31 protein-coding genes are annotated in these 26,364 nt (G+C 32.1%); 26 read left to right on the top strand and 5 right to left on the bottom strand.

The genetic code is table 11. From position 1 onward, the window contains the following. Positions 1–45: 45 nt before the first annotated feature. Together IPJ23_09410 and IPJ23_09405 are read right to left on the bottom strand one after the other, a co-directional pair. Positions 46–483, bottom strand: a complete 438-nt coding sequence (locus tag IPJ23_09410) for a copper chaperone PCu(A)C (protein ID MBK7630905.1) — start codon at positions 481–483, stop codon at positions 46–48. A gap of 1 nt (position 484) precedes the next feature. Next, on the bottom strand, positions 485–1,096 hold the full coding sequence (locus IPJ23_09405) for an SCO family protein (GenBank protein MBK7630904.1): 612 nt from the start codon (positions 1,094–1,096) through the stop codon (positions 485–487). 116 nt (positions 1,097–1,212) lie between these two features. On the opposite strand from IPJ23_09405, the gene IPJ23_09400 reads away from it, so the two are divergent. Then, positions 1,213–2,121, top strand: a complete 909-nt coding sequence (locus IPJ23_09400; protein MBK7630903.1) for a DUF2156 domain-containing protein — start codon at positions 1,213–1,215, stop codon at positions 2,119–2,121. Continuing rightward, positions 2,111–3,559: an amino acid decarboxylase gene (locus tag IPJ23_09395; protein MBK7630902.1), complete on the top strand. Its 1,449-nt coding sequence runs from the start codon at positions 2,111–2,113 to the stop codon at positions 3,557–3,559. The genes IPJ23_09400 and IPJ23_09395 overlap by 11 nt, the downstream gene beginning before the upstream one ends. A gap of 309 nt (positions 3,560–3,868) precedes the next feature. On the opposite strand, the gene IPJ23_09390 is transcribed toward IPJ23_09395, so the two are convergent. Together IPJ23_09390 and IPJ23_09385 are read right to left on the bottom strand one after the other, a co-directional pair. After that, positions 3,869–4,897 (bottom strand): deoxyhypusine synthase, encoded by a 1,029-nt coding sequence (locus IPJ23_09390; GenBank protein ID MBK7630901.1) that lies wholly within the window; start codon positions 4,895–4,897, stop codon positions 3,869–3,871. Between the two features lie 78 nt (positions 4,898–4,975). Next, positions 4,976–6,013, bottom strand: coding sequence for an NAD(P)-dependent oxidoreductase (locus IPJ23_09385; protein MBK7630900.1), 1,038 nt, complete (start codon positions 6,011–6,013; stop codon positions 4,976–4,978). An 80-nt stretch (positions 6,014–6,093) separates the two neighbouring features. Between IPJ23_09385 and IPJ23_09380 the strand changes: the two genes are divergently transcribed. The 22 genes from IPJ23_09380 to IPJ23_09275 all read left to right on the top strand — a co-directional run bounded on the left by IPJ23_09380 (position 6,094) and on the right by IPJ23_09275 (position 23,607). Further along, on the top strand, positions 6,094–6,828 hold the full coding sequence (locus tag IPJ23_09380; protein MBK7630899.1) for a hypothetical protein: 735 nt from the start codon (positions 6,094–6,096) through the stop codon (positions 6,826–6,828). A 144-nt stretch (positions 6,829–6,972) separates the two neighbouring features. Next, on the top strand, positions 6,973–7,422 hold the full coding sequence (gene rplM, locus IPJ23_09375) for a 50S ribosomal protein L13 (GenBank protein ID MBK7630898.1): 450 nt from the start codon (positions 6,973–6,975) through the stop codon (positions 7,420–7,422). Beyond that, entirely contained in the window at positions 7,422–7,808 is a 387-nt protein-coding gene (rpsI, locus tag IPJ23_09370) for a 30S ribosomal protein S9 (protein MBK7630897.1), read from the top strand. The genes rplM and rpsI overlap by 1 nt, the downstream gene beginning before the upstream one ends. Before the next feature lie 143 nt (positions 7,809–7,951). Then, on the top strand, positions 7,952–8,788 hold the full coding sequence (rpsB, locus tag IPJ23_09365; GenBank protein MBK7630896.1) for a 30S ribosomal protein S2: 837 nt from the start codon (positions 7,952–7,954) through the stop codon (positions 8,786–8,788). A 38-nt stretch (positions 8,789–8,826) separates the two neighbouring features. Beyond that, positions 8,827–9,690, top strand: a complete 864-nt coding sequence (locus IPJ23_09360) for an elongation factor Ts (protein ID MBK7630895.1) — start codon at positions 8,827–8,829, stop codon at positions 9,688–9,690. Positions 9,691–9,762: 72 nt separating this feature from the next. Beyond that, positions 9,763–10,491 (top strand): UMP kinase, encoded by a 729-nt coding sequence (locus IPJ23_09355; protein MBK7630894.1) that lies wholly within the window; start codon positions 9,763–9,765, stop codon positions 10,489–10,491. A 28-nt stretch (positions 10,492–10,519) separates the two neighbouring features. After that, a complete protein-coding gene (frr, locus tag IPJ23_09350) occupies positions 10,520–11,074 on the top strand; it encodes a ribosome recycling factor (GenBank protein MBK7630893.1) in 555 nt (184 codons plus the stop codon). 154 nt (positions 11,075–11,228) lie between these two features. After that, positions 11,229–11,873: a L,D-transpeptidase gene (locus tag IPJ23_09345; protein ID MBK7630892.1), complete on the top strand. Its 645-nt coding sequence runs from the start codon at positions 11,229–11,231 to the stop codon at positions 11,871–11,873. Continuing rightward, positions 11,860–12,474 carry a hypothetical protein gene (locus tag IPJ23_09340; GenBank protein MBK7630891.1) on the top strand — a complete coding sequence of 205 codons (615 nt, stop codon included), beginning with the start codon at positions 11,860–11,862 and terminating at the stop codon, positions 12,472–12,474. Before IPJ23_09345 ends, IPJ23_09340 begins: the two co-directional genes overlap by 14 nt. Positions 12,475–12,552: 78 nt before the next feature. Further along, positions 12,553–14,640, top strand: coding sequence for a BamA/TamA family outer membrane protein (locus tag IPJ23_09335; GenBank protein ID MBK7630890.1), 2,088 nt, complete (start codon positions 12,553–12,555; stop codon positions 14,638–14,640). 56 nt (positions 14,641–14,696) lie between these two features. Beyond that, on the top strand, positions 14,697–15,575 hold the full coding sequence (locus IPJ23_09330; GenBank protein MBK7630889.1) for a YicC family protein: 879 nt from the start codon (positions 14,697–14,699) through the stop codon (positions 15,573–15,575). Position 15,576: 1 nt separating this feature from the next. Continuing rightward, positions 15,577–16,146: a guanylate kinase gene (gmk, locus tag IPJ23_09325; protein MBK7630888.1), complete on the top strand. Its 570-nt coding sequence runs from the start codon at positions 15,577–15,579 to the stop codon at positions 16,144–16,146. Positions 16,147–16,151: 5 nt separating this feature from the next. Further along, on the top strand, positions 16,152–16,442 hold the full coding sequence (locus tag IPJ23_09320; GenBank protein ID MBK7630887.1) for a DNA-directed RNA polymerase subunit omega: 291 nt from the start codon (positions 16,152–16,154) through the stop codon (positions 16,440–16,442). Positions 16,443–16,571: 129 nt separating this feature from the next. Further along, positions 16,572–17,330, top strand: a complete 759-nt coding sequence (locus IPJ23_09315; GenBank protein MBK7630886.1) for a uracil-DNA glycosylase — start codon at positions 16,572–16,574, stop codon at positions 17,328–17,330. Positions 17,331–17,472: 142 nt separating this feature from the next. Next, positions 17,473–18,123 (top strand): hypothetical protein, encoded by a 651-nt coding sequence (locus IPJ23_09310; GenBank protein MBK7630885.1) that lies wholly within the window; start codon positions 17,473–17,475, stop codon positions 18,121–18,123. A 224-nt stretch (positions 18,124–18,347) separates the two neighbouring features. Continuing rightward, positions 18,348–18,755, top strand: a complete 408-nt coding sequence (locus IPJ23_09305; protein ID MBK7630884.1) for a PEGA domain-containing protein — start codon at positions 18,348–18,350, stop codon at positions 18,753–18,755. Between the two features lie 164 nt (positions 18,756–18,919). Next, positions 18,920–19,333, top strand: a complete 414-nt coding sequence (locus IPJ23_09300) for a hypothetical protein (GenBank protein ID MBK7630883.1) — start codon at positions 18,920–18,922, stop codon at positions 19,331–19,333. A gap of 68 nt (positions 19,334–19,401) precedes the next feature. Beyond that, positions 19,402–20,091, top strand: a complete 690-nt coding sequence (locus IPJ23_09295) for a DUF1003 domain-containing protein (GenBank protein ID MBK7630882.1) — start codon at positions 19,402–19,404, stop codon at positions 20,089–20,091. Positions 20,092–20,142: 51 nt separating this feature from the next. Further along, positions 20,143–20,721 (top strand): hypothetical protein, encoded by a 579-nt coding sequence (locus IPJ23_09290; GenBank protein ID MBK7630881.1) that lies wholly within the window; start codon positions 20,143–20,145, stop codon positions 20,719–20,721. Positions 20,722–20,733: 12 nt separating this feature from the next. Then, complete coding sequence (locus IPJ23_09285; GenBank protein ID MBK7630880.1) at positions 20,734–21,135, top strand: DUF2007 domain-containing protein; 402 nt, start codon at positions 20,734–20,736, stop codon at positions 21,133–21,135. Between the two features lie 113 nt (positions 21,136–21,248). After that, a complete protein-coding gene (gene dnaB / locus IPJ23_09280; protein ID MBK7630879.1) occupies positions 21,249–22,676 on the top strand; it encodes a replicative DNA helicase in 1,428 nt (475 codons plus the stop codon). A 79-nt stretch (positions 22,677–22,755) separates the two neighbouring features. Continuing rightward, a complete protein-coding gene (locus IPJ23_09275; GenBank protein MBK7630878.1) occupies positions 22,756–23,607 on the top strand; it encodes a DUF1460 domain-containing protein in 852 nt (283 codons plus the stop codon). Positions 23,608–23,614: 7 nt separating this feature from the next. Here the strand turns inward: IPJ23_09275 and IPJ23_09270 are convergent, their stop codons facing one another. Further along, the gene (locus tag IPJ23_09270; protein MBK7630877.1) at positions 23,615–24,487 is read right to left on the bottom strand and encodes an NAD(P)-dependent oxidoreductase; all 873 of its coding nucleotides are present in this window, start codon (positions 24,485–24,487) and stop codon (positions 23,615–23,617) included. 125 nt (positions 24,488–24,612) lie between these two features. Between IPJ23_09270 and IPJ23_09265 the strand changes: the two genes are divergently transcribed. Both IPJ23_09265 and rfbB read left to right on the top strand, forming a co-directional pair. Continuing rightward, entirely contained in the window at positions 24,613–25,338 is a 726-nt protein-coding gene (locus IPJ23_09265) for a hypothetical protein (GenBank protein ID MBK7630876.1), read from the top strand. Positions 25,339–25,340: 2 nt separating this feature from the next. After that, a complete protein-coding gene (gene rfbB, locus IPJ23_09260) occupies positions 25,341–26,357 on the top strand; it encodes a dTDP-glucose 4,6-dehydratase (protein ID MBK7630875.1) in 1,017 nt (338 codons plus the stop codon). Positions 26,358–26,364 lie beyond the last annotated feature (7 nt).

Raw genomic sequence — 26,364 nt, 5'->3', positions numbered from 1 at the left:
AAAAATCTCTCCCGTTTTAAAGGGAGAGATTTTAAGAGCTTTAAACTAATGTTTGTGATTCATCATCTGTTTATTCACTATTTCTTTTGCTTCCACTTTTATCATAATTTTTCCTGCTTGCTTAAAATACAGAACAACATCACCAACAAAACCTTTTTTAATATCTTGTTTTAGTTTCATCAACATTACGTGATGAGCTCCAGGTTTAAGTTCAAAATTTGATTTAGCAGGAACTACAATTAGCCCAACTTCTCTCATTCCCATCATATCATCACCAGCATCGTAAGTTTCGTGTATTTGAACAAGTCCTGCTGGTTCAAATTCAACTTTGTACAAAGTATCTGCTTTATCAGAATTATTTTCAATTTTAAAAAATAATCCAGTTGCCTGTCCCTCAGCACCAACGCGCATCCATGGATCAACAATATTGATATTATCTGTTGGATTTGAAAAGATTAAAAAAAGTGCAAATAGTAGATTCATATTATTCTCCTAAATATTTTATGTCTTCAAGTATCATATTAAAATCGGCTGTACTGCCTTTGTAATTAGCTCTTAATTTTCCCTCTTGATCGATCAATGAAATTCGATCAGTGTGAATAACATTATAATTCAGTTCACCATTCGTATCATATGATGAATCTGCTGGAATAGCTTTTATTCCAAATTTTAACATAACTTCTTTCGTGTTTTTATCATCACCCGAAAGCAAATACCAATTATCAAAAGTTATATCCCTTATCTCAGCAAACTTCTTTAAAACATTTGGTGTATCACGATGCGGATCAAATGAGATTACAACAAACTTAACTTTATCTTTTAATTCGGCAGGCAGTCTTTGTTCAACAAGCTGCATGTTATGTGTTGTCATCGGACAAATATCCGGGCAATGAGTATATACCATTGCAAGTGCAGTAATTTTATTGTTAATGATTTCTGGAAACCGAACTTGAACACTATCTTGATCTAAAAAAGTGTTTTGAGTTCTGGTCAAATCCTGATCAAGCGGAAAGTGCTCATAACAACCCGTAAATTGAGATTGAATAATCGTGATGCTAAGAACAATTAAAATATTTTTTATGGTTATTTTATTCATTGTAAAAAATTTTGATTTGTTTAATTTAACTTATCAAAAAATGATTCTGTAAAAAAGTTAAAAATTTTTTATATGATTGATTGAATTGATTTTTGGTAAAACGCAAAAGTTTAAATATGAATACTATTCCATCTAACTTTAATAGGTATGAGTCTGTTAAAATAATCTATCAAACTGTTTCATTATCAAAAAAAAGAAAATGGATATGCAATACTAAAGTTCCATTTAACAATTCTGTTGATGAAATATTTAATGAGATAAATTTTGATTTGGCCAATTCTGATTTATTGTTTGATGGTTGTTCATCAGAAAATAAAAATTATTTAAAGTTACTTGGTTACAAATCACTATCATTCGGTAAAGAAGCTATAATTGATTTGTCAAAAAATCCGTTTCAAAAAAAATCTTTGATGGAGCTTGTAAAGCGTGGCAGCAGGCATGGGTGTTTTGAAGAAGTATCTTATTCATATGGAAGCAGACAGCAGTTGCAGGCATTTATTGCGAAAACCTCTCACGGCTCCAAACCACAGCTCCAAAATCTTTTTGCATTAAGTTTTCAATCGCATCACAGGTTATTTGTTCTTAAAAATAATGAAGACTGGATTTGTGCTATAACACTATCTTATAAAGATAAAAAAATTATGCAAACCGAATTGATACTTCGCTGCGCTGATGCACCAATTGGAGTAATGGAAAAACTAATTTTTGAAATCTTTAATAAACTGAAAATGGAAGAATTTGATTATTGGTCACTTGGTGCAGTGCCGTTTGTTGATTTTGATTCAAAATTATTTTCACTCTCCTGGTTTATCAATTTTGTTGGAAGAAAAATTAAATTTGCATACAACTATAAAGGTTTGTTTAACTTTAAAAATAAATTTAATCCAATTTGGGAGCCCTATTATATCTGTTATAAAAACAGGTTAGGATTTATACAAATATTTCAGCTGGCACAAAAATCAAATCTTAATAAACTTATTCTTTATAATATTTTTTCAAAATTACACTTGAATTATGGAAAATGAATTAAAAAATCTTGGCGATATGCCCGCAGATGAATTTCGTAAAAATGGATACCAACTTGTTGATTGGATTGCAGACTATTTAATTGATATTGAAAAGTATCCACCTTTAGCACAAGTTAATCCGGGAGATATTTTAAAAAAAATTTCACAAGCACCGCCAACAAATGGAGAAGACATCGAAAATGTTTTGGCCGATGTTGATAAAATTTTAATGGCTGGAATAACCCACTGGAATCATCCAGGTTTTATGGCTTACTTTAATTCAACATCAAGTGGACCAGGAATTTTAGCTGAGCTATTAACCGCTGGATTGGGTGTAAATGGAATGTTGTGGAAAACTTCTCCTGCTTTTACTGAACTTGAAAAATCTATGATGAACTGGTTCAGACAAATGATGGGCTTACCGGAAAATTATTGGGGAATTATTTATGATACCGCATCAACAAGTTCTATGCATGCAATTGCTTCTGCTCGAGAGCAGCTTGATTTAGGATTTAGAGAGAAAGGAATGGCTGGGAGAAGTGATGTTCCTAAGTTAAGACTATATTGTTCAGAACATGCACATAATTCAATCGATAAAGGGGCATTAACTCTTGGGATTGGATTGGAAGGAATCAAAAAGATTTCTGTAAATGAAAAATTTGAGCTGATCCCACATAAACTTGAAGATGCAATCAAAGATGATCTAGCAAAAGGGTACAAACCATTTTGTATTGTAGCAACAGTTGGGACAACTTCAACCACAAGCATAGATCCCGTTGAAGAAATCGCAATCATTGCAGAGAAATATAATTTGTGGTTACACATTGATTCCGCTTATGCAGGTGTTACTGCAATGATTCCAGAAATGAAATGGATTACAAAAGGATGGGATCGTGCCGACTCATTAGTTATTAATCCACATAAATGGATGTTTACGCCAATGGATTTAAGTGTTTTCTTCACTCGTAAACCTGACATTTTAAAACGAGCTTTTAGTTTATCTGCAGAATATCTAAAAACCAATAAGGATAATGAAGTTGAAAATTTAATGGATTATGGAATTCAGCTTGGAAGAAGATTTCGATCTCTTAAGCTCTGGTTTATTATCAAATATTTTGGTGTTAATGGTTTAGCAGAAAGAATTAAATATCATATAAACCTTGCAAATGAATTAAAAAGCTGGATTGAAGCAGAAAAAGAATTTGAGTTAATGGCTCCAGTTCCATTTTCAACTGTTTGTTTTCGATATAATCCGAAAAATAAAAGTGAAAATGAATTAAATGTTTTGAATGAAAAGTTATTAGAAAAGATTAATCAATCCGGAAGACTATTTTTATCGCACACAAAACTAAACGGAAATTTTGTTATTAGATTAACTATCGGAAGTATAAGACATGAAAAAAGACATGTTAAAAACGCGTGGGAATTAATTAAAAGTGTTCTTAAAGAATTATAAACTAATCGTCCCTATGTAATAAATTTGAAAATTATTTCTATTCTTAACTAATTAATTAAAATATTGTTTTAATCCGCCAATAGAAACAATTGCCCACTATCAAACAAATACAAACTAAAAACGAACTTTTCATATTAAAAATAGTGTAAACTAACTATTTAATCAGTCGATTCTAAAAACTAATTTTCACCTAGAAATTGTTCCCAGGGGTTATTCTAATCCAGGTCCCTGGGGGAGACCTCAGACAAAATAGAATAATATTAAAAACGCCTCTGTGTGAGGCGTTTTTAGTTTTTAGGCTGTTGCTTTTTATTTTGAATATATTTTTTGAAATTCGCGTGCTTTTCTATTTTTCCAATTACCTTTGTGATAAGCATAACCAACCACCAACGGCATTGCAACCGTAGCTTCTGCATAAACCATTTGCTCAAAAGATGTTGAAACTTTACCCCATGAACTTGCTTCTTTTAATGTTGATCCAGACAGTGCGCCATCTCTTTCATCAGCAACTGTAATTTGAATTGCATACTTGTGCATTTCTGCATCTTCCTGCAGTAGGTCTGCGGCAACAACAATATCTTGTGTAAAGTTTTTAGGAACGCCACCGCCAATCATTAATAAGCCAGTGTCTTTGCTATGCAATTTAATTTTTGTCAATTCAAGAAAATCTTTTCCGGAATCACACGATACATGAATATCTGGATTTTTATGCTGATGCATTACAAATCCAAATCCTGCTGAGCAATCAGAAAAAGCAGGAACAAATATTGGAACATTTTTTTTGTAAGCAGCATAAACAACAGAGTCATCTACTTTTGGTCCGCCGTTTACTTCAAGATATTTACCAAATTCCCATAAAAATTCTCTTGATGAGTATGGACCAGGCTTCATACTATCAAAAATTGCAGCGGTTGTATCATCACAAACTCTAAGTTCATCTTCATCAATAAAAGTGTCATAAATTCTATCAATATGTAAATCTCTCATTTCATTATCATCAACCCATTTTGTGCCTTTGTAGTGTTTAAAACCAAGCGCTTCAAAAAAATCTTGATCAACCATAATTGCGCCGGTTGAAACAATTGCATCAACCATGTTATTCATAACCATATCATAAACAACTTTTTTTAATCCAGCGCTAAATAAGCTGCCGGCTAAAGTTAAAATTACAGCACAGTCTTTGTCTTTAATCATTGTGTCTAAAATGTTGGCTGCGCGATTTAAATCTCGTGCGGTAAATGCCATATCTTCCATCGCATCCACAAACGGAACAACGTTGTGTTCTTTAATATCGATATGTTTAACAACTTCTTTTAGATAATCTTTTTTTGTTGCCATTATTACTCCTTAATTGTTTTATTTTCTTTTTGTATTAGCTGCAAAAAAATATGATTTACTTTATCACTTTCCAATTGATTAGAAAAAGATTTTTGCAAATCTTAATATTCCTTGTTTCCATGGTACGCGATGCGAAACACCATCTTTATTAATAAATTCGTTTCTGTGAGCAACATACCATTTGTAGTTTCTGATAAGTGCATCTTTATTCGAAAACTTGGGTTTGTAACCAAGAATTTTTTCAGCTTTTTCTATCGATACAAATGAATCTTTTGAAGCTGTTTCGTAAACCCATTTATAAAGAGGAGAAAGTTTTAAGGCTTCTAAAAACTTTAAAGTATAAATGATGGGCTTTTCGGGTAGTCCAATTATCTTTTTACCAAATCCAGCATAATCTAATACAGCCTGATAATCTTCTCTCATTGTAGTAAATTCTTTTGCGCCGATATTAAAAGTATCATTTGCAATTTTTTCATCAAGAGTTGTTGTTAGATAAATTACTTCACATAAATCTTCTACATCCAAAAGCTGATAACGATTTTTTCCATTCCCAATCATTGGAAACCCTTTTGCATCTTGCGCCCAATCAAAGAGTAAATCAAATACACCAAGTCTTTCCGGTCCGATAAAAGATTTTGGGCGGAGAATTGGAACGCACATTCCTTTTTTTCTATACTTTAAACATTCTTCTTCAGCAAGAATTTTCGCTTTGCCGTATGGTCCAACTCCATCAAGTTTATCATTTTCTAAAAGCGGATGATGATCGGGAATACCATAAACAGCGGTTGATGAGATATGAATGAACCTTTTTATTTTATTTTCTTCAGCTGCTTCAAGTAAATTTTTTGTACCCTCAATATCAGTTGAATAAATATCTTCTGGTTTATAAAGCGGCAGCGCTGCCGCAGTGTGAAAAACTATATCTTGTCCTGCAACAGCTTCTTTAACTTTTTGTTTATCTCTTATATCGCCGGTAATAATTTTTATTTTATCATTCATATCCGGATAATCAAATTCAACAATATCCAAAGAAGTAATTTCGTGACCTCTGGAATGCAGATATCTAACTAAATTTATTCCTAAAAATCCTGCGCCGCCTGTAATTAGGTACTTCATTTTACTTGATAATTTATTAATAATATCTAATCAAAATTAGTAATTTTGATCTATGCTTCAAACTAATGAATATAGCGAAGATGAATAAGCAAGAAATAGAAATAGAAAATGAAAATTTAAATCAAAGTAAATTGTGGATAAGAAATTATTCACTTTCGATAGTTTTACATTTAGTTATCATAATTGTTTTGTTCTATCTCCTTAGCCTTCAATCGGATCCATCAAGAATAAACTCAAGTTTTTTTACGATTGATACAAAGGAATATGTTGAACAAAAATCTGAATCAATAAGATCTGAAGTTGAAAAAGATGAAACTAAAAAACCTATTTTATCTGAAGATCAGAAACAAGCAAAGGCAGAAGCTCTAAAAGCATTAAGTTTTTCTGACATTGTTGCAGACACAACAAACTTAGATCAAGTATATTCCGAATCAACTTTAAATGTCTCAATAAAATATCCCAAAGGCTGGACTTTTATAGATCAAAATAAAAAGAAAAAATTGGATGGAGTAACATTTTGGGCCAATGATGGTCAATATAATCCACCACCGTACATCCATCTTGAAGTTGTAGATAAAGATATGTTTATCGATAAAAGATATGCGTTTAAAATAGATTTAGAAAAATCTCAAGCCTATTATAACGATCCCGAGGAAATGCAAGGTTACATTACTCAAATATTCTATATCAGAACAGAAGAAGAAGAAGATTTTAGATTAAAACTGATGATGCGAGGAGAGCTTGAATTTAAAGCCTTTCAACCAAGATTCTTGGCAATTCTCAAATCCTTTAACTTTGGAGATTCTCTATTTTAATATTATTCATTGAATAACAAAGAAAAACGAAATTTTGCAACCAAACAGCATTAATAAACTTTATATTTCTTGACTTTTCATCATCTTAGATATATTTTTCCTCTCTTTATTTGAAACGATTTAAGGTTTTCGGAGGAAAATTACGTGAAACAGGAAAAATTAACAAAATCAGTAAAAACTGAAGACGCTAACCATAAGTGGTTTTTAGTTGATGCTGAAGGACAAGTATTGGGAAGACTAGCTTCCAAAATTGCCATGATCATCAGAGGTAAGAATAAACCAATTTTTACCACAAATACTGATACTGGTGATTTTGTTGTTGTGATTAATGCCGAGAAAGTTAAACTTACAGGAAAAAGAGAAAATCTGAAAGAGTATAAAAGACATTCTGGTTATCCCGGTGGTCAAACAACAACCTCATTTCATGAAATGATTGCTAAAAAACCAACATTTGTTGTTGAAAATGCTGTTAGAGGAATGTTACCAAAAACCAAACTCGGAAATCAGTTAATAAAAAAATTAAAAGTGTATGCAGGTACAAATCATCCGCACGCAGCACAGCAACCCGAAGCAATTAGTTTAATGGAGAAATGATGGCAGATAAAATTTTTATTGGTAGAAGAAAAACTGCAGTTGCCCGCGTAATATTAAGAAGCGGAAATGGAAAAATTACAGTTAATAATAAAGAATTTGAACACTTCTTCCCTCAATTATTAAGTCGCGAAGATATCTTATTACCATTTAAAGCCACAGATACTTTAGGCAAGTTTGATGTGCATGCAAATGTTAATGGTGGTGGAACAACTGGACAAGCGCAGTCTATAAGATTAGGAATTGCTAGAGCATTATTAGAAATGAATCCTGAATATAGAGTTCAGTTAAAAGTTGATGGATTGTTAACCAGAGATCCAAGAATGGTTGAGCGTAAAAAATACGGACAGCCAAAAGCTAGAAAAAGATTTCAATTTTCTAAGAGATAATTTTAGAGTTAAATATCAAGTTCAGAATTATTTTCTGAACTTGATTATATATAATAAACATACTCTCCGATTTGCCCCCTGTGTCCCATAATAAAAGGGATGGAAGGCAAAGTTGAAGAGGGTAGAAGAAAAACAGGAGTAATATGAAAAAAGTTGATCTAACTCAGCTTATCGAAGCTGGTGCACATTTCGGGCATCTAACACGCCGATGGAACCCAAAAATGAAATCCTACATCTTTATGGAAAAGAATGGGATTCATATCATTGATTTGAAAAAAACACAAGCCCATTTAACTGAATCTGCTGAAGAATTATCAAAGTTAGTTGCTGACGGAAAAAAAGTCCTTTTTGTCGGTACAAAAAAACAGGCTAAAAATGTTATTGAAACTGAAGCTAGAAGATGCGGACAAAATTGGGTTAGCGAAAGATGGCTTGGTGGTATGCTGACAAACTTTGCTACAATAAGAAAAAGTGTAAAAAGATTGAGCAATATTGAAAAACAAGAAACTGATGGAACTTTTGATAAAATTACCAAGAAAGAAAGATTATTTCTTACAAGAGAAAAAGACAAATTGAAAAAAGTTCTTGAAGGTGTTGAAACTATGGGTAAACTTCCGGGAGCTTTGTTTATTGTTGATATTAAAAAGGAAGACATTGCCGTTCAAGAAGCACATAGATTAAACATTCCTGTATTTGCTATTGTTGATACAAATTGTGATCCTGATGTAGTTGATTATTTAATTCCGGCAAACGATGATGCAGTTAAAACTGTTGAAATTATTACTCAGCATATGGCTGATGCAGTAATTGAAGGTGATGCAAAACTAAAAGAAAAGAAAGCTGAAGAAGTAGCTGAAAAAGAACGCGTGAAAAAAGAAAAAGAGACTGAAAGAAAAGAAGAAGCTAAAAAGAAATCTGAAGCAAAAGCAAAAAAAGATGCTGAAGATGAAGCTAAATCAAACGAAAAAACTGAAGAATAATATTCTGATAAAAAAATTTGAAAGGAAGTGAATTAACTATGGCTATTACGGCTGCACAAGTTAATGAGTTAAGACAAAAAACCGGTGCCGGTATGATGGACTGTAAGAAAGCTCTTACAGAGGCTAACGGTGATTTTGAAAAAGCTATTGAATTATTGAGAAAAAAAGGTGCCGCAATTGCTTCTAAAAGAGCTGATAAATCCGCTAATGAAGGTATTGTTGTTGCAAAGGTTTCTGATGATCATAAAAAAGCTGCAATGATTGAAGTAAATTGCGAAACCGACTTTGTAGCGAAGAGCGATGACTTCATCAAACTTGCAAATGAGATTGTTGAAGTAACTTTCAAATCTGATTTATCAAATGCTCAACAATTACTTGAATCCAATAAAAGTTTAAGTGAAAAAGTTGTTGATGTGATGGGAAAAGTTGGAGAAAAGATTGAAGTATCTCGTGTGTTAACGGAAAAAGCTGATAATGGTTTATTAGTAGATTATATTCACATGGGATCAAAACTTGGTGTGCTTGTTAAGTTTGATAATGTTACCGTTCACGCAGATGAGTTAGTTGAGATTGGTAAAAATATTGCTATGCAGATTGCTGCAATGAATCCTATTTGTGTTTACAGAGAAGAAGTTCCTACTGCAACAATCGAAAAAGAAATTGATATCTACAAAGAGTTAGCTCGTAAAGAAGGTAAACCGGAAAATATTCTTGAAAAAATTGCAACCGGTAAATTGAATAAATTCTATTCTGAAAATTGTTTATTTGAACAGACATATATTAAGGATAGTACTAGCTCAAAAACAGTTGGTAATTTAATTGAAGATTACAATAAGAAGAATGCTTCTGAGGCTAAGATAAGTTTGTTCAAGCGATTTCATCTCGGTGACGAGAATAAATAATTTATATTAAAAGGTCTTAAGTTTATTAAGACCTTTTTTTATATTTATCAGTAAAGAATCCAAAAGGTTGTAATGAATTCAGTAAAATTTAAAAGAGTGCTGTTAAAGTTAAGCGGCGAATCTTTAATGGGTGTTCAGGGATTTGGAATTTCTTCGGAGGTTTTAGATTTTTTTGCTGATGAAGTTAAGAAAGTTCACGATGTTGGTGTTGAACTTGGAATAGTAATTGGCGGCGGTAATATCTATCGTGGTTTAAGCGCAAGTACGCAGGGTATAGATCGTGCAACAGGCGACCAAATGGGGATGCTAGCTACTATGATAAATTCACTTGCATTGCAAAACGCTGTTGAAAAAAAAGGAATTAAGACCAGATTAATGAGTGCAATTAAAATGGAAGAAATCGCTGAGCCTTATATCAGAAGAAGAGCAATGCGGCATCTTGAAAAAGGAAGAGTTGTAATCTTAGGTGCTGGAACTGGCCATCCTTACTTTACTACCGATACAGCTGCATCATTAAGAGCTGTTGAAATTGGTGCTGATATTATTGTAAAAGGCACTCGGGTTGATGGAGTTTATAACGCTGATCCGGAAAAAAATGTAAACGCAGTCCGGTTTAAACAAATATCTTATAAGGACATTTTAAAAAATGATTTGCGTGTTATGGATCTTACAGCAGTAAGTTTATGCCAGGAAAATAATTTACCAATGATGGTGTTTAATATGGATGTACCTGGAAACTTATTAAAATTAGTGATGGGTGAACCAATTGGCACCTTTATCAATAACGAAGTTTCAAAATAAAATTTTTAACAATTATCAGTGAGGTGTTATGCACCATATAATAAAAGATGCGAATAATCGAATGGATAAAACTTTAGAAGCTCTTAGATCAGAGCTCTCAAAAGTTAGAACTGGCAAAGCAACTACCACTTTGCTCGATGGTGTTAAAGTTGACTATTATGGCAGTTTAACTCCCATAAATCAGGTAGGAAATGTTACTGTACTCGATCCTCATACTTTATCTATTACTCCGTGGGATAAAGCAATGGTTCAGATAATTGATAGAGCAATTCTAGAAGCAAACCTTGGTTTTAATCCAATTAGTGATGGTACAAATCTTAAAATACCAATTCCTGCATTAACAGAAGAGAGAAGAAAAGATTTTGTAAAACTTACTAAAAAATTTGGAGAAGATTCTAAGGTTGCGATCAGAAATGTTAGAAGAGATGCGAACGATCATCTAAAAAAAGAACAAAAAGATAAAAAGATGTCTGAAGATGAATTGAAAGATGCTGAAGATGAAGTGCAAAAATTAACAGATCATCACATAAAACTGATAGATGATATTTTGAAACACAAAGAAAAAGAAATAATGGAAGTCTAATTTTAAGCTTTTTTATCAGCCCAACTTAATATGAGTTGGGTTTTTTTTTATCTTTGAATCAATTATGCTTTATTAAATTTAGTATTTTTGTCCAGTGTAATAAAAAAAATAGTCAATAATGAATCCCGAACCAGAGGAAAATACTAATAGTGTAATGTCAGTTTTAAGCAGCCCTTTGCTTAGAAATGTTATATTTACTATTGGCGCTATGGCACTTTTTGTATCTGGTGTTATAGTTTATGGTGTAATTTTGAATTTGAGAGAGATTCCACTTTCTGATGCCATGGCTGAAAAAGGATTTAGAAAATTAGATAATGTTAATCTTTTAATTGACAGAAAAACTTTTACGTTAAGCCTTTATGAAGATACCGTATTTATAAAATCATACCGGGTAAACTTTGGAAGAAATTTAAGTGATAAGAAAAAATTAAGTAATGATGGCGCAACACCTATTGGAACTTATAAAATTTGTAATATTAGTGAGGATCAGACTTATTATAAATTTTTAAAACTAAATTATCCTAATTTAGAAGATGCTGCTGAAGCTTTACGCAAGTCGATTATTACACAAAAGCAATTTAATCAGCTTAAGTTTGAATTTTATTACGAAGAATGTATTAGTTCCAATTCTGTGCTTGGTGGAAATATTGGCATTCATGGTATTGGAAGATTAAATCCTATTTTTAAAAATCTTCCATTTGTTTATAATTGGACAGACGGCTCTATCGCAATAAGTAACGAATCTCTTGATGAATTATTATCAGTTATTAATACAGGAACACAAGTTGTTATTAAATAGATTATTAAAACACATTTTATTTGTTGTCCTTTTACTCGGAATGATTTCTTGTGCAGATAAAAAAGAAAAAATTCCTGTTCTGGATTTTGAAAACAAAGCGCAGCTTTTGGAAGTAGTGAAGAATCACTACAACAAAGATGCTCAAATTGTACTAAGTGGAATGTTTGATGAAACCGGAAAACGATTTATTGTTGCAGGGTGGGAAATAAACAACTCTGATGAATGGGGTATTATGCTAGCATTTTTAGAACAAAATGGAGACGAGTTTATTTCTAAATACGAAACTGAAGTTCTCGAGGGTTCCATTAAAGAAGGTTTGATTGATAAAATTAAATTCTCATCAATTGATTATGATCTAGTTTACTCTAATTCTCAAAGTTTCTTTATGGGCAGTGGCGGCGGAGAAGTTTTCTCTTACATAATTGATTTTGAAAATAAACAAGTTTACTATTCTCATCTTGTTGTAGAGTCCGAAACAGAAATCTCTTTATTCATTTCTGATAATACAAAGAATAAAGAATTAATAAACTTTTTTACTGTTACTTTTAAAAAAGATTATCCTGTATTAAAAATTGTTGAAGATGATATTGTAGTTGAATGATAAATGATTTTACACAAACCACTTCCATAATTAAATTGAATCATCAAATTCAAGATTTTCTAATTCTTTTACTTACAAATGTTTAAACGAGTATTAATTTTTTCTGTTTTTATAATCCTTTGCCTCTCAAAGATTTCACACTCGCAATCCTATTACGATTTTGAAGTTGCCTCGATAAATTTTAGTGGAAATAGTTTTTTTTCATCTTCAGATTTAATAGCAAATATTGAAAGTAAAGAAACCCCTATGTGGGTATGGGTCTTCCTAGATTCATTTACACCTTTTGGTGATGAGCCCGTTTATTTTGATTCTTCAAAAATTTCTGTGGACAAGCTTGCGATAATTGATTTATATCGCTCAAATGGTTTTTTTGATGCAAAGGTAACGCATGATATTGTTGTGGATTCTGCAGACAAATCCATTGAAATAAATTATTATATAACAGAAAATACATATTTGAACTATGGCGATATAAATTTATTCGGGTTGGAAAAACTTAGTGACTATGATTATGAAAGAATGATTAACGAATCTTACACACTTGATTCGACCAAAAGATTTTCAGAATCAGAAGTTCAAAATAATATCTCTTTAATCAGAAGATTTTTAGCAAATAACGGCTACGTTTTTGGGGAATATGATAGTACAATTGTAATGATGGATACAATCAGGCAAAAAACTGACCTAAGTATCTATTTTCATTCAGGCGATAGATACACGGTTGGTGAATCCGTAATTAATAAAAATGGCAAATCAAGCGAGCAGATAAGTAATAAACTTATATCCGAAATTGTGGATATAAATCCTGGAGAAACTTATGATCAATCTAAGATTGATAGAAGCGAATTACGATTATTAAAAACAGAACTCTTTAACTCTTTAGATATCAGCCCAATAATAGAAGATACTACAAATTTTTCAATACCCATTGAGATAAATGCTTCTATTGGATCTTTAAATGAACTTTCTCCTGAAATAAAAGCTGATAATGAATTCAGCAGTTTTAATTTAGGTTTGGGAATTGGGTACACAAGAAAAAACTTTTTGGGTGATGCTCGAAGACTTACTCTTTCAAGTTCGTTTAGATTAATTGATATGATAACTCTTGCTGGTGATTTATTTAAATCTGGAGCAAATGGAGATTCAACTTACCAAGGGGTAATAGATTTAAACTTAAAAATGGAACAACCATTTTTATTTGGAAGCCCAATACTAACCACAACAGATCTATATTTAAGATCAAAAACATTAAAAGGTTTTATTGAAAATTCTTATGGCGGTGCGCAGCGGTTTGATTTTGAAATGCCTAGACACACCTTTATTACTTTATTACGCCCATTCCTTAGTTTTGATGTTGCTTCAGTAGAGTTGGATTTACAATCGGACAACTCAAGTGATCAATATACTCTTTCTGTAAATAGTTTTACTCCTGGTGTTGGTGTTGAACTGGGTTCAACAAAAACTGACGATATTTTATTCCCATCAAGAGGGAGTTATTTTTTCTTTACTCCTGAACTCTTTAATTCTAAAACTGATTTAAATCTGGTACAAAAAGTAACTGACGGCACACTAGCTCTTCCTGACTCTTCAATTGGCGGCACAATTTATTTTTACAGATTGCAAGCAGGGATTTCTAATTATATTTCGCTAACTAATGATCGATCTTTTGTATTTGCATCTAAATTTCGAGTAGGATACGCTCAACCTATCACGGGTTCCGAAAATCCATCAATAACATCGGAGCAACTAATTCCGCCAAACAAAACTTTTTATGCCGGCGGCAGTAACTCTGTTAGAGGATGGAAATCAAGAGAACTAGTTCCAAAAGATTCAATTTATTATTTCGGTATAACGACTGAGACCAACTCTCTTAGAGGTGGTTCATTTTGGTTGGAAGGATCATTTGAAATACGCCAAAAACTGAATCAGTATTTTGGTTATGCCGTTTTTGCGGATTACGGAAATACCTGGAATGGCTGGAAAGATGCAAAAATATCTGAAATCGCGGTTGCTGTTGGTCTGGGTATTAGAGTCTACACCCCAATTGCCCCTTTTAGGTTAGATTTTGGAACTAAATTTTACAATCCAGATGACCAAAAATTGATTTTTGAGAAGAATTTTTGGCAAAGCATAACGATTCATTTTGGAATTGGAGAAGCATTCTAATTTTTGCTAAGAGCCTTTAATTCGCTATCTTTCTTACCCTTTTATAAAAGAATAATATGATTTTAAGCATGACAGGTTACGGCAAAGGTACTGCCTCAAATGGTAAATGGCAGGCTGATGTTGAAGTTAAAAGTATTAATAGCAGATATCTGGAAGTTTTTCTAAAATATCCTCCAATTCTTGCAAATAAAGAATATGAGTTAAGAGAATTAATTAAATCTAAAATTAGAAGAGGCAAGCTTAATGTAAGTATTCAAATCAAAAAAAATGGATTTGAAGATGAAGCTGTTTCTTTGGATGAATCAAGATTAAAAAATTACATTGCTCTTATCAAGAAAATAAAAAAATCTGCAAAAATTACAGATAAGATTAAATTAGACCATATTCTTATGAGTAGAGATATTTTTTCAGCTTCCGTTGATGATATCAGCGAAAAAGATTTTGAGGTTTTAAAAAAATCTATTCTGCTTTCTTTAGACTCTCTAATGAAAATGAAAAAAGATGAAGGAAGTGAATTAGAAAAAGATTTAAAAAAGCGTGTAAAGTCTATCGAAAAATACCTTGACCAGATTGAAAAAGATGCGCAGCCAAGCGTTGGTGAACATTTTGCAAAGTATAAAGAAAAAGTAAAAAATCTTCTAGAAGATAACTCAAACATCAATAATGATAGGCTTGAGACAGAATTAGCAATGATGGCTGAACGCGCGGATATTACAGAAGAATGTGTACGATTAAGAAGCCATATAAAATTTTTATTAAGCAGTATTGATAAGGAAGAAGATCCGGGAAGAAAATTAAATTTTCTTTGTCAGGAAATGAACAGAGAAGCAAATACAATTTCTGCAAAAACTCTTTCGACGGCAATTACACATAACTCTGTTCACATTAAAGAAGAGATTGAAAGAATACGAGAACAAATTCAGAACATAGAATAAGTTGGAGAAAAAAGGAAAGATAATAGCAGTATCATCGCCCAGCGGCGGCGGGAAAACTTCTGTTGTTAAACGCATTTTAAAGGATTTTCCGGATATTGTTTTTTCTGTTTCTGTTACAACTAGACCAAAAAGATCCAACGAAGTAAATGGAGTTGATTACTTTTTTGTTAGTGATGAAGAGTTTGAACGTAAAATTAAAAATGATGAGTTTATTGAATGGGAGCGATTTTACGATTACTATTACGGTACATTAAAAAGTTTTGTTGATGACAAGATTAACGATGGTAAATCTGTAATTTTTGAAGTTGATGTAAAAGGTGCTTTATCATTAAAAAAAATTTATCCTGAAAGTGTTTTAATTTTTATTGATCCGCCTTCTTATGAAGAACTTGTGGTAAGATTAAAAAACAGAAATACTGAAAGTGAATCTGATCTGCAAAAAAGAATTGATAGAGCAAAAATGGAGTTGAGCTTTAAGAACGAATTTGATTATATTTTTGTTAACGATGAACTGCATAAAGTATATAAAAACGTAAAGAAATTAATTAATGAAAAAATAAATAAGGAGTGATAATAGTGAACATTACACCAGTTGATTTAAGAGAAATAGATAAACGAACCGAGAACGTTTATGAGGCAATTTGTGTTGCATCATTAAGAGCAAGACAGGTTAACGATGAGAACAAGATTGAGTTTAACGCTATGTTAAACACAATACCTTCCAGTGGTTCTGATGATGAAGCTGAAGATGTTACGAACCCAGTTCAACTAAAGATGGCTATTGATTTTGAAAAGAAGCCAAAGCCACATCTTCAAGCCTTAAACGAACTACTTGATGGACAGACAAAGTATAAGTACAAAAAGTAATATTTTTAAACTATAGTTTTACAGAATGTCATCCTGAGCAAAGACCAAGGGTGACATTTCTTTTTATACTGTTTTGAACTTAATAAACAATCATTCAATTTTTTAGTCTTGCAATTTTAAAAATAAAAAATGAAATCATCACCAAAAAATAAAATTATAGAAGCACTAAAAGATCAGCAAGCAATTTTTGGTGATGAGTTATTTGAAGAAAAGAGTGTGCTTGCAAAAAATAAATCTAAAAATGAAACGACAAAAAAATCCACGGTAGTAAAAGAACCACGTGTTGGTCCAATCTCATCTGCAAGAATTTTGAATAGAAATTGGGAAAAAGCTGAAACACTTGATGAACTAAACAAGATGATTTGTAATTGCACAAATTGTATTTTGCATAAAGGTAGAAACAGTTTTGTGTTTGGTTCAGGTAATCCAAATGCTGATGTGGTTGTTATAGGGGAAGGACCTGGCGCGGAAGAAGATAAGCAGGGTTTACCTTTTGTTGGCAGAGCAGGAAAACTTTTAACGGATATTCTTAAAGCAATAAAATTTGAACGAGAAGAAGTATTTATTTGCAATATTGTAAAATGCCGGCCGCCAGATAACCGCACACCTTTACCTGATGAAATGGATACTTGTATTACTTACTTAAAAAAACAAATAGAGTTAATTCAACCAAAACTTATTTTGTGTTTAGGGTTAACAGCCGCCAAAGGATTGTTAAAGAAAAAAGAAAGTTTAACAAGTTTGCGCGGACAAGTTTTTGAGTATGAAGGAATTAAAACGATGGTTACATTCCATCCCGCAGCACTTTTACGCAATCCCAACTGGAAAAAAGATTGCTGGGTTGATGTACAAAAGTTTAGAAAACTCTACGACGAGATGGCAGCTTAATTTACCTTTCTTATAGTTTCCAATTGACTCGATAATAAAAACTATTTAGTTTTGCATCAGATAGAATATAATTTCAGGAGAGAATATTTTTTTGACTCATCTTATTTAATCAAAATATCGTTCAATTATTTTAGGGGCTCTTATGAAACATTTCCTTTTAATCCTTTGCAGCATTCCTTTGCTTTTCGGTTGTGCTACTTCCTATTCTCCAATAGCAAATCTTCAGTCAATTGGTGATGCGGAAACTAGTAACTCAGACATAATAGTAACCCTCGGAATTCAACCACTTGGAGATAATAGTAGATTTAAGGATAAGGCAGAAGAAAATAAAATCACAATTCTCAAACTAACATTAGAAAATATTTCTAGCCAGCCCATTTTAGTGGACTCCAAAAACATCTATTTAAAAGGATTTAAAGATGGGGAACCTGTATCTCAAATGCTACCTCACGATGTTGCTGATAGAATGTCATTAGCTACAGGAACTTATTGGTTATGGGGTTTGTTGTGGCTGGGATATTATGAAAATAATAATGGAGAGGTATCAAGTTCTTGGTTTCCAATTGGATTGCCGATTGGCGCTATTAATTTCTTTAGGGCGAGAGGAACAAATAGTAATTTTGAAGAAGAAATTACTAAAAATGCTTTTCCTAGCGGAGATATTTCCGTAGGTGAGATAAAAAGTGGGTTGTTGTTTTTTAATAGAGCAGGTGGGATAAAGTACAATTTAGTTGTTAATTATCAAGATGAGTTGGGGAATGAAAAAGAAATAATTATTCCGTATAAGTTGTAGCTTAAATTCTACATTTTTCTTCAAATGTTTTATATCAAAGTGTTAAAAATTTGGGCAAATGTTGGTTTGCCCAATCATATATTTTTCATTCGCACACATATGTGATCTTATTTAAAACCTTAGATAAAATTATTAATATAGAAAAAATTTTATTTCAGGAGAGAAAATTTTTTAGTTCATCTTAATTAATCATTTTTCTTTAACTTTTTTTTGCAGGAGCTTTTATGCGTCGCATTATTTCTCTATTCGCTTCTGTTCTTGTTATTCTTCTTCCCATCATCTTTTTTAATTCTTGTGCTACAATCTTTAAAGGCTCTCATGAAGATGTGGAATTTGCTTCTGAGCCTTCAGGTGCAAAAGTATATATCAATGGTGATTACATGGGTAAAACACCTTTGGAGCTGCCATTATTCTCAGATTTAAATTATGAAATAGAATTAAAAAAATCCGGGTATAAGACTAAAAGGACATTCATCACTAGCAAAGTAGGAGCGGGTTGGGTAATTCTGGATTTTGTTGGCGGCCTGATACCAATACTTATAGATGCTGCAACGGGAGATTGGTATGGACTAAGCCAGGATAATGTTAACGCAATTTTGGAAAAGCAGCAATATAACAATCATCCATTTTAAGGGCGAAGTTTAGCTTCGCCCTTTTTTATTCCTCTTGCAAAATCAATCTAACTTTTACACACTGCATTAATTCATTAATTAAACAATTGAACCTTATTTTACTTAAAGCTAATTTGCAGATACAATGAAAGCATATGTCTTCAATATTCTTTAAGGAGGATAAAATGAAAAAAATATTATCACTCATATTTTTAACTTTAATAGTTTATTTACCGGGCTGTACTGATGATAATTCTGTTAATCCGGGCTATTATAATACCCCAGTCATATCAAAAACAACAGATGCCCTGGCGTATTCTTTGGTTGCGGATACTTATACCTCAACTGCCGGATACAATTTAACTTTTACGTCTGATTCACTTGCATACTCACTAATTATTACTAATTATTTTTCAGGTAATGGTTCATTAAGGATAAAAGATTCAAGTGGGTCAATTCTATACGAAGAAACTTTACAGGGCAATCGGGTAAATTCATTCGTAGAAACAGCTCCGGGAATTCCGCAAAAATTTGAAATAGATTTTGATCATTTTACGGGTACATTAAATTTTGCTTTGGCAAAAAGTAACTCTAATTAACATAAAAATAATTATTAATTTGTACTCTACATTATGTTAATAAATTGAATAACAAAGTATAATATTTTATGAAAAAAACTTGCCAGATTTGCAGACGGGATAATTCAAAAATTGAACTTCTTTCTTCGGTTATTGTAAGACCTGCTGTTGCAGAATTAATAAAATCATCTTTTCCTAATTGGGATCCCGAAGGATTTATTTGCAGAGAAGATTTGCGAAAATTTAGAAGTGAATATCTTGTTAAAATTATGGAAGATGAAAAAGGTGAGCTGACAACTTTAGAAAAAGATGTTATTGAAAAAATGACCGATTACGAAACCATTTCCAGCGATATCGAAAAAGAATTTGAGTCTGATTTTACTTTTGGTGAAAGAGTTTCTGATAAAATTGCAACATTTGGTGGAAGCTGGAAGTTTATTTTTATTTTCGCTTCTGTACTTTTTGTTTGGATCGCTATAAATAGTTACTTCCTCCTTTCCCGTCCATTTGATCCGTTTCCATTCATATTATTAAATCTAATTTTATCTTGTATCGCGGCAATTCAGGCGCCTGTAATAATGATGAGCCAGAACAGACAGGAAGATAGAGATCGTAAACGTGCGGAAGCTGATTATAAAATAAATCTAAAATCCGAATTGGAATTAAGGCAGCTTCACCAAAAAGTTGATCATTTACTCATCCAGCAATGGGAAAGAATGGTAGAAATACAGGAAGTACAATTAGAAGTTTTAGAAGAGTTGAGAAAAAATCCCAAATAGTATTAATTTATTAGTATTATTAGATAAATAGAACTAACTGACGGAACTTAAGTGAAAAAACATCTATTACTTATACTTGCAATTTTTTTTGTGCAGTGTACAACAACAAGAATTTCTGAATTGTATCAGGTTTATGATAAAGTTAATTACATATATTGGTCCGATTCAAAAAAACTTTCCTGGCAGGATTTTGAAGGCCAACCATTAGGCTCATCCAGCAATTATGCTTCCGAAATACATATTTATAATCCAGCCACCATAGAAAAAGCAAATCTTTTTAGCTCCCCAAAACTAACATCAATATGTGTATTTGATAAAAAACATTCCTGGGTTAATAAAAAAATTGCCAACGATGATATGTTATTGTACAATCAAATAATATTTAACATATACGAACTTTATACTAGAATGCTGAGAAAAGAATTTAAGAATACAGATTTTAGTATAGATGATTACATTAAGGAATTTCACTTAATTGCTGAAAAAAACAATTCAAATTTATCAGATAGAGTAGAGAAGTTTCGATCGGAAAGTGATATGGGTCAGCATAAAAAGGCATTGGAAAGATGGAATAAAATAATTGATAATGAATTAGCCTCTTTAGTTGAATACAAAATGGATGAAAAGTAAAAGCAAGTAGAAGTGAAAATATTAAAGACATATTTGTATGCTCACTTAGCCCATTTAGATATTGCAAAACTTGCCGATGAAGAGATAGAAACAATATTAAAAGATGAAAATATTGTTGCCATAGATCCTATCTACGCTCACGCTGTTGGCGGAATAAAAATATTAGTTAATGATGATGATTATGCGAAGGCTTTAAAAGTACTCGATGCAAATGAGTTCAATTATTTGAAAAATGTATTCCCTGATGAAACAATTAGCGAACAGATTATATGCAAAAATTGTGGAAGTATTAATGTATTCCAAAAAGGTTCGTGGATTGTTGGAATATTCTTCTTGATTCTGGCATTCATTCCATTTACTACAAAAAAATCAAATTATATCTGTTTGAATTGTTCCTACAAATGGAAAGAATAGCTAAAATTTGAAATTTTTATTATTGATTTTTTTTTGCTTCTGAATCATTTCTTGTAATTAAAACTTATCTAAGTTACTTTTACATCCCGATTTCATCGGTATATTATTAAAATATGGCAAAAACAAGCAAAACATATAACGAAACAAAACAGATAATCCCTGCCAGCGTACAACCGCCATCAGCGCCCGAAATAGAAGCCGCAGTTCTTGGTGCAATGCTCATCGAAAAAGAAGCTGTGCCCAAAGCAATTGAAATGCTTACAAAGGAAAGCTTTTATCTTCATCAGCATCAAATGATTTTTGAAGCAATGATTTCTTTATTTGAATCAAATGAGCCGATTGATACAGTAACGCTTTACGAAGAGTTAAAAAAACGGAATCAAGTTGAAGAAGTTGGCGGCGCAGTTTACTTAAGTAAGTTATCGCAAAATATTTCTTCCGCTGCTAATGTTGAATTCCACGCAAAGATCATTATAGAAAAACAAATCTTACGCGGATTGATTTCCTCATCACACCAAATTGCCCAGGCTGCCTATGAAGGTAATCTTGATGCATTTGAAATTTTGGATGATGCAGAAAGAAAAATATTTGAAATAACAGAATCACATCTTCAAAGATCTTTTCAAGGAATGGATCGTGCGGTGCGTGATGCTCTTGAATATATTGAAGCAATACACTCGCAGAAAGATAGAAAGTTTTCAGTTCCAACAGGATTTTATGAACTTGACGAGCTTCTTGGTGGATTCCAGAAATCTGATTTGATAATTGTTGCTGCTAGGCCTTCTATGGGAAAAACTGCATTCGCATTAACACTTGCACGCAACGCTGCAATTGATCACGGTGTTCCGATTGGAATATTTAGTCTTGAAATGGCAACGATGCAATTAATTATCCGTATGCTTTGTGCAGAAGGAAGATTGAATGCACATCTTGTAAGAACAGGAAAATTACCAAGTGAGGAGGGTGTTAAGCTTAGTAAGAATGCACACAAATTAATTAATGCGCCATTGTATGTTGATGATTCTCCATCACAAACAGTTTTGGAAATTCGTGCTAAAGCAAGACGATTGAAAGCAGAAAAAAATATTGGAATGATAATAATAGATTATCTCCAGTTGATGCAAGGTCCGCCAAAAGCTGAAAGTCGCGAAAGAGAAATTTCACATATCTCACGATCACTAAAAGCATTAGCAAAGGAATTAAACATTCCTGTAATTGCACTTGCACAGCTTAATCGTGCTGTTGAAGCAAGAACAGATAAACGCCCGCAGCTTTCAGATTTGCGTGAATCCGGTTCTATTGAACAAGATGCGGATGTTGTGATATTTTTAAATCGTCCTGAGTATTATGGGATTGATAAAGATGAAAACGGTCAGTCTAACGAAGGCGTAGCGGAAATAATTATCGGTAAGCAGCGTAACGGTCCAACCGGCACAGTTAAACTGGCATTCATAAAAGATTATGCACGATTTGAAAATCTTGCACACGCAAGGCAGATTGAAGAATATTCTTCAACTCCTGTTAATGAAGATATTATTTAAGGTGAAAAGTAAAATGTCAAAAGTAAAATGTAAAATTTTAGAAAGTCATTTCGACCAAAGGGAGATATCTGCTGGTCAAATGATTATAACCATTTTTATAATCGCCCTTTTTCTTTCCCCATCAAATATCAAATCACAAGTCTTTTCAGAAAAAGATGTAAAAGTTTGCAATTCAAAATTTTTACTTGCTGTTGATAAATCTTTAAGCGATAAACCAATTAACGAAGTTGTAATTGAAATCGGAAAAAGTTTTTTAGAGACTGAATATGTTGCCCACACTCTTGAAAAAGAAGGCGATGAGAGGCTTGTTATAAATTTAACCGGTCTTGATTGTACAACATTTTTAGAAAACGCTTTAACCCTTTCAAGGTGTATTAAGAAAAACAAGACATCTTTTGAAGATTATCAAAATGAATTGACATTTGTTAGATATCGTGATGGAAAAATTGATAAATATCCTTCACGATTGCATTACTTTTCAGATTGGATTGTTAACAATCAACAAAAAGGAATTGTTAAAGACATAACAAAAGAAATTGGTGGAAAGAAAATTAATTTTGCTGTGGATTTTATGTCTCAAAATCCAAAATATTACAAACAGTTAAAAGAAAACCCTGAGTTTATTCCGATAGTTAAAAAACAAGAAGTAGAAATTAATTCTCGCCAATATTATTACATTCCACAAAATGAAATTGAAAAAGTTGAATTAGATATTCAAACGGGGGATTTAATTGCTTTAACAACAAGTGATAAAGGATTAGATATCGGACACGTTGGAATAGCAATTAAATTGGATGACGGAAGAATCTATTTTATGCACGCCCCATTGGTTGGAAGTAAGGTCCAGATTACTGAAAAACCATTAAGTGACTATGTAAAGAAAATTAAAAAGCATACGGGAATTATTGTTCTTAGAGTGTTAGAACCGTAAAATAATTTTATACTATCTCTAAAATCATTTCTTCAATACTTTTTTGTTTGATCCCGAAAGCTTGAAGTTTAACTGTATTTATAGAGACATCTTTTACTTTTGGTAAACTTGGAACGTCATCCATTTTAATTTTTACTAATAAATTTTTATCAAAGCTTGTTACTTCACATAATTTTTCGCCAAACTCATATCGCGAAACCCTTTCAATTCCACCAAAGTTTATTATTTCTGATTTAATATCTTTACTCACAAGTTCATTAATTATTCTTGCAGATTCTTTTAGTGAAATTGGCGTTCTAAATTGATCTGCAAAAAGTTTTACTCGCTTACCTTGTTTCAAATCCATAAACATTTGATGGAAATGATTTTTGGAATGATTTAATCCAAGCCCAAATAATAATGCTGTTCTAAGAATTAAATAGTTATCAAACGTTTCCTGAATTTTAATTTCACCCATTAATTTTGTTTCAGCATAAAGAGAAACTGGATTTAGTTTCGCATCTTCCTTCAACATCGATCCTCGATAACCTGCATAAACTAAATCAGTAGAGGTATAAATGAGTTTTGATCTAAACTTATCGCAGAGTTGTGCAATGTTTTCTGTTGCTCCCACATTAATATCATAAACATTTTTTGAAGAAATACTAATAGGTAAGATTGGATGAGAAATTGCTGCAGTGTGAATCACAACATCGGGTTGACACTTAGTAAAAATAGATTGGAGTTTTTTGTCATTAAGTAAATCTATTTTTTGCGATTTAAATTTTCCGCAGTTGCCCAAATTTAAATTGAATAAAGTTAAAATTTCGTGCTTTTGCGATAGTACAACATTTAAATATTGCCCAAGTAATCCACTTCCGCCTGTAATTAATATTTTCATTTTCTATTGATTGAATTTTACACTATAAAAGTTAAAGAACTATCTTATTTTAACATGCTAACTATATAACATTTTTGAAAATCATACTTACTTTGGTAAATTTATCAAGAAATAATGAAAGAATTATGAAATATTTTATAACCTTATTTTTAGCTGTCTTACTTAACATTAACATGTTTGGTCAAACAGCAAAATACTTTGATGCTCCTTTCGGCGGTGGCGGCGGATTTGTTGCAGGATGGCACATCCCAAATGTTGACCCACTTAATCTAAAATTAAAAGAAATTGGTATTCCTGAGCTTTCAAAAAGCGGAATCTTTTCGACAGGCGGCGGCGGTTTCATTTATATTGGATTTGTTAAAAATTTACGCATCGGTGGTATAGGCTTTGGCGGGTCAGCTTCATCTTCAGCAAAAATCGGAACGGATAATCTGGAAGCCATTTATTCAATCGGTGGCGGAGCGCTAACTGTTGAATATACTTTGCCCTTTATAAAAAATATTGGTGTTTCTGTTGGTGCAAGTATTGGTGCTGGTAGTATGTCTGTGGAATTGTATCGTAACGATGGAAGTTTTAGTTGGGGAAATATTTTTACTGAAATTAATACCGGAACAACTTCAAATATTTCAAGAAAAATTATTAACAATTATTGGATGTTCACTCCAACTTTAAATGCTGAATTTCCGGTTTACAGATTTGTTGCTTTACGGTTGGGCCTAGGATATCAGTTAACATTCGCTGATGATTGGCAAGCAGAAAATGGTCAATCAATAAATGGTGTTCCAACAGATTTAAAGTCTGATGGATTTTTTATTCAAGCAGGCATTTTTGCTGGATTTTTCTCGTTTTAATTATGAAAAATATATTAGTAACAGGCGGCGCAGGATTTATCGGTAGTAATTTTATCAATTACATTTTAAAATCAAGAGATGATTATTTTATTGTAAATCTTGATAAACTGACTTATGCAGGCAATCTTGAAAACTTAAAAGAAATTGAGTCAGATAAGAATTATACCTTTATTAAAGGAGATATAACAAACTCCGAGTTAGTTAATTACATTTTTGAAAAGTATAAAATAAAATATGTGATAAACTTTGCTGCGGAATCTCATGTAGATAGAAGTATTTCAGGATCGGAAATATTTTTCAGAACAAATGTAATAGGCACAAATGTTTTATTAGAAGCGGCACGAAGATTTGAAGTTGAAAGATTTTTACAAATCTCAACTGATGAAGTTTATGGCAGCTTAGGCTCAACAGGATTGTTCACAGAACACACTCCAATAACACCAAACAGCCCGTATTCAGCCAGTAAAGCTGCTTCGGATATGATGGTTCAGGCTTTTCATCATACTTATGGATTGCCAATTGTAATAACAAGGTGCTCAAATAATTATGGCCCGCTTCAGTTTCCTGAAAAACTTATTCCATTAATTATTTTGAATGCTTTGCAAAATAAAAAGCTTCCGGTATACGGTGATGGAATGAACGTGCGTGATTGGATTTATGTAATTGATCATAACAAAGCTGTAGAATTAGTTTTTGAAAATGGAAAACTCGGCGAAGTTTATAACATAGGCGCTAGTAACGAAATGCCTAACTTAGAAATCATAAAACTGATTTTGGAAAATCTAAAAAAAGGTGAGGAGTTAATTGAATTTGTTAAAGATAGACCTGGACATGATAAACGTTATGCAATCGATTCAACAAAAATTCAAACCGAGTTGGGATGGAAACCAGAATTTAAATTTGATTCTGCAATACAGCATACAATAGAATGGTATCTAAAAAATAAAAACTGGTGGGAACGCATTATCTCTGGTGAATATCAAAAATATTACAATCTTCAGTACACAAATAGAATCTAAAGGATAA

It is taken from the genome of Ignavibacteriales bacterium, assembly GCA_016709765.1.
In the GTDB taxonomy this organism is placed as follows: domain Bacteria; phylum Bacteroidota; class Ignavibacteria; order Ignavibacteriales; family Ignavibacteriaceae; genus IGN3.
Note: the sequence above shows the minus strand (reverse complement) of the source record. Positions and strands in the feature narration are given on the sequence as shown.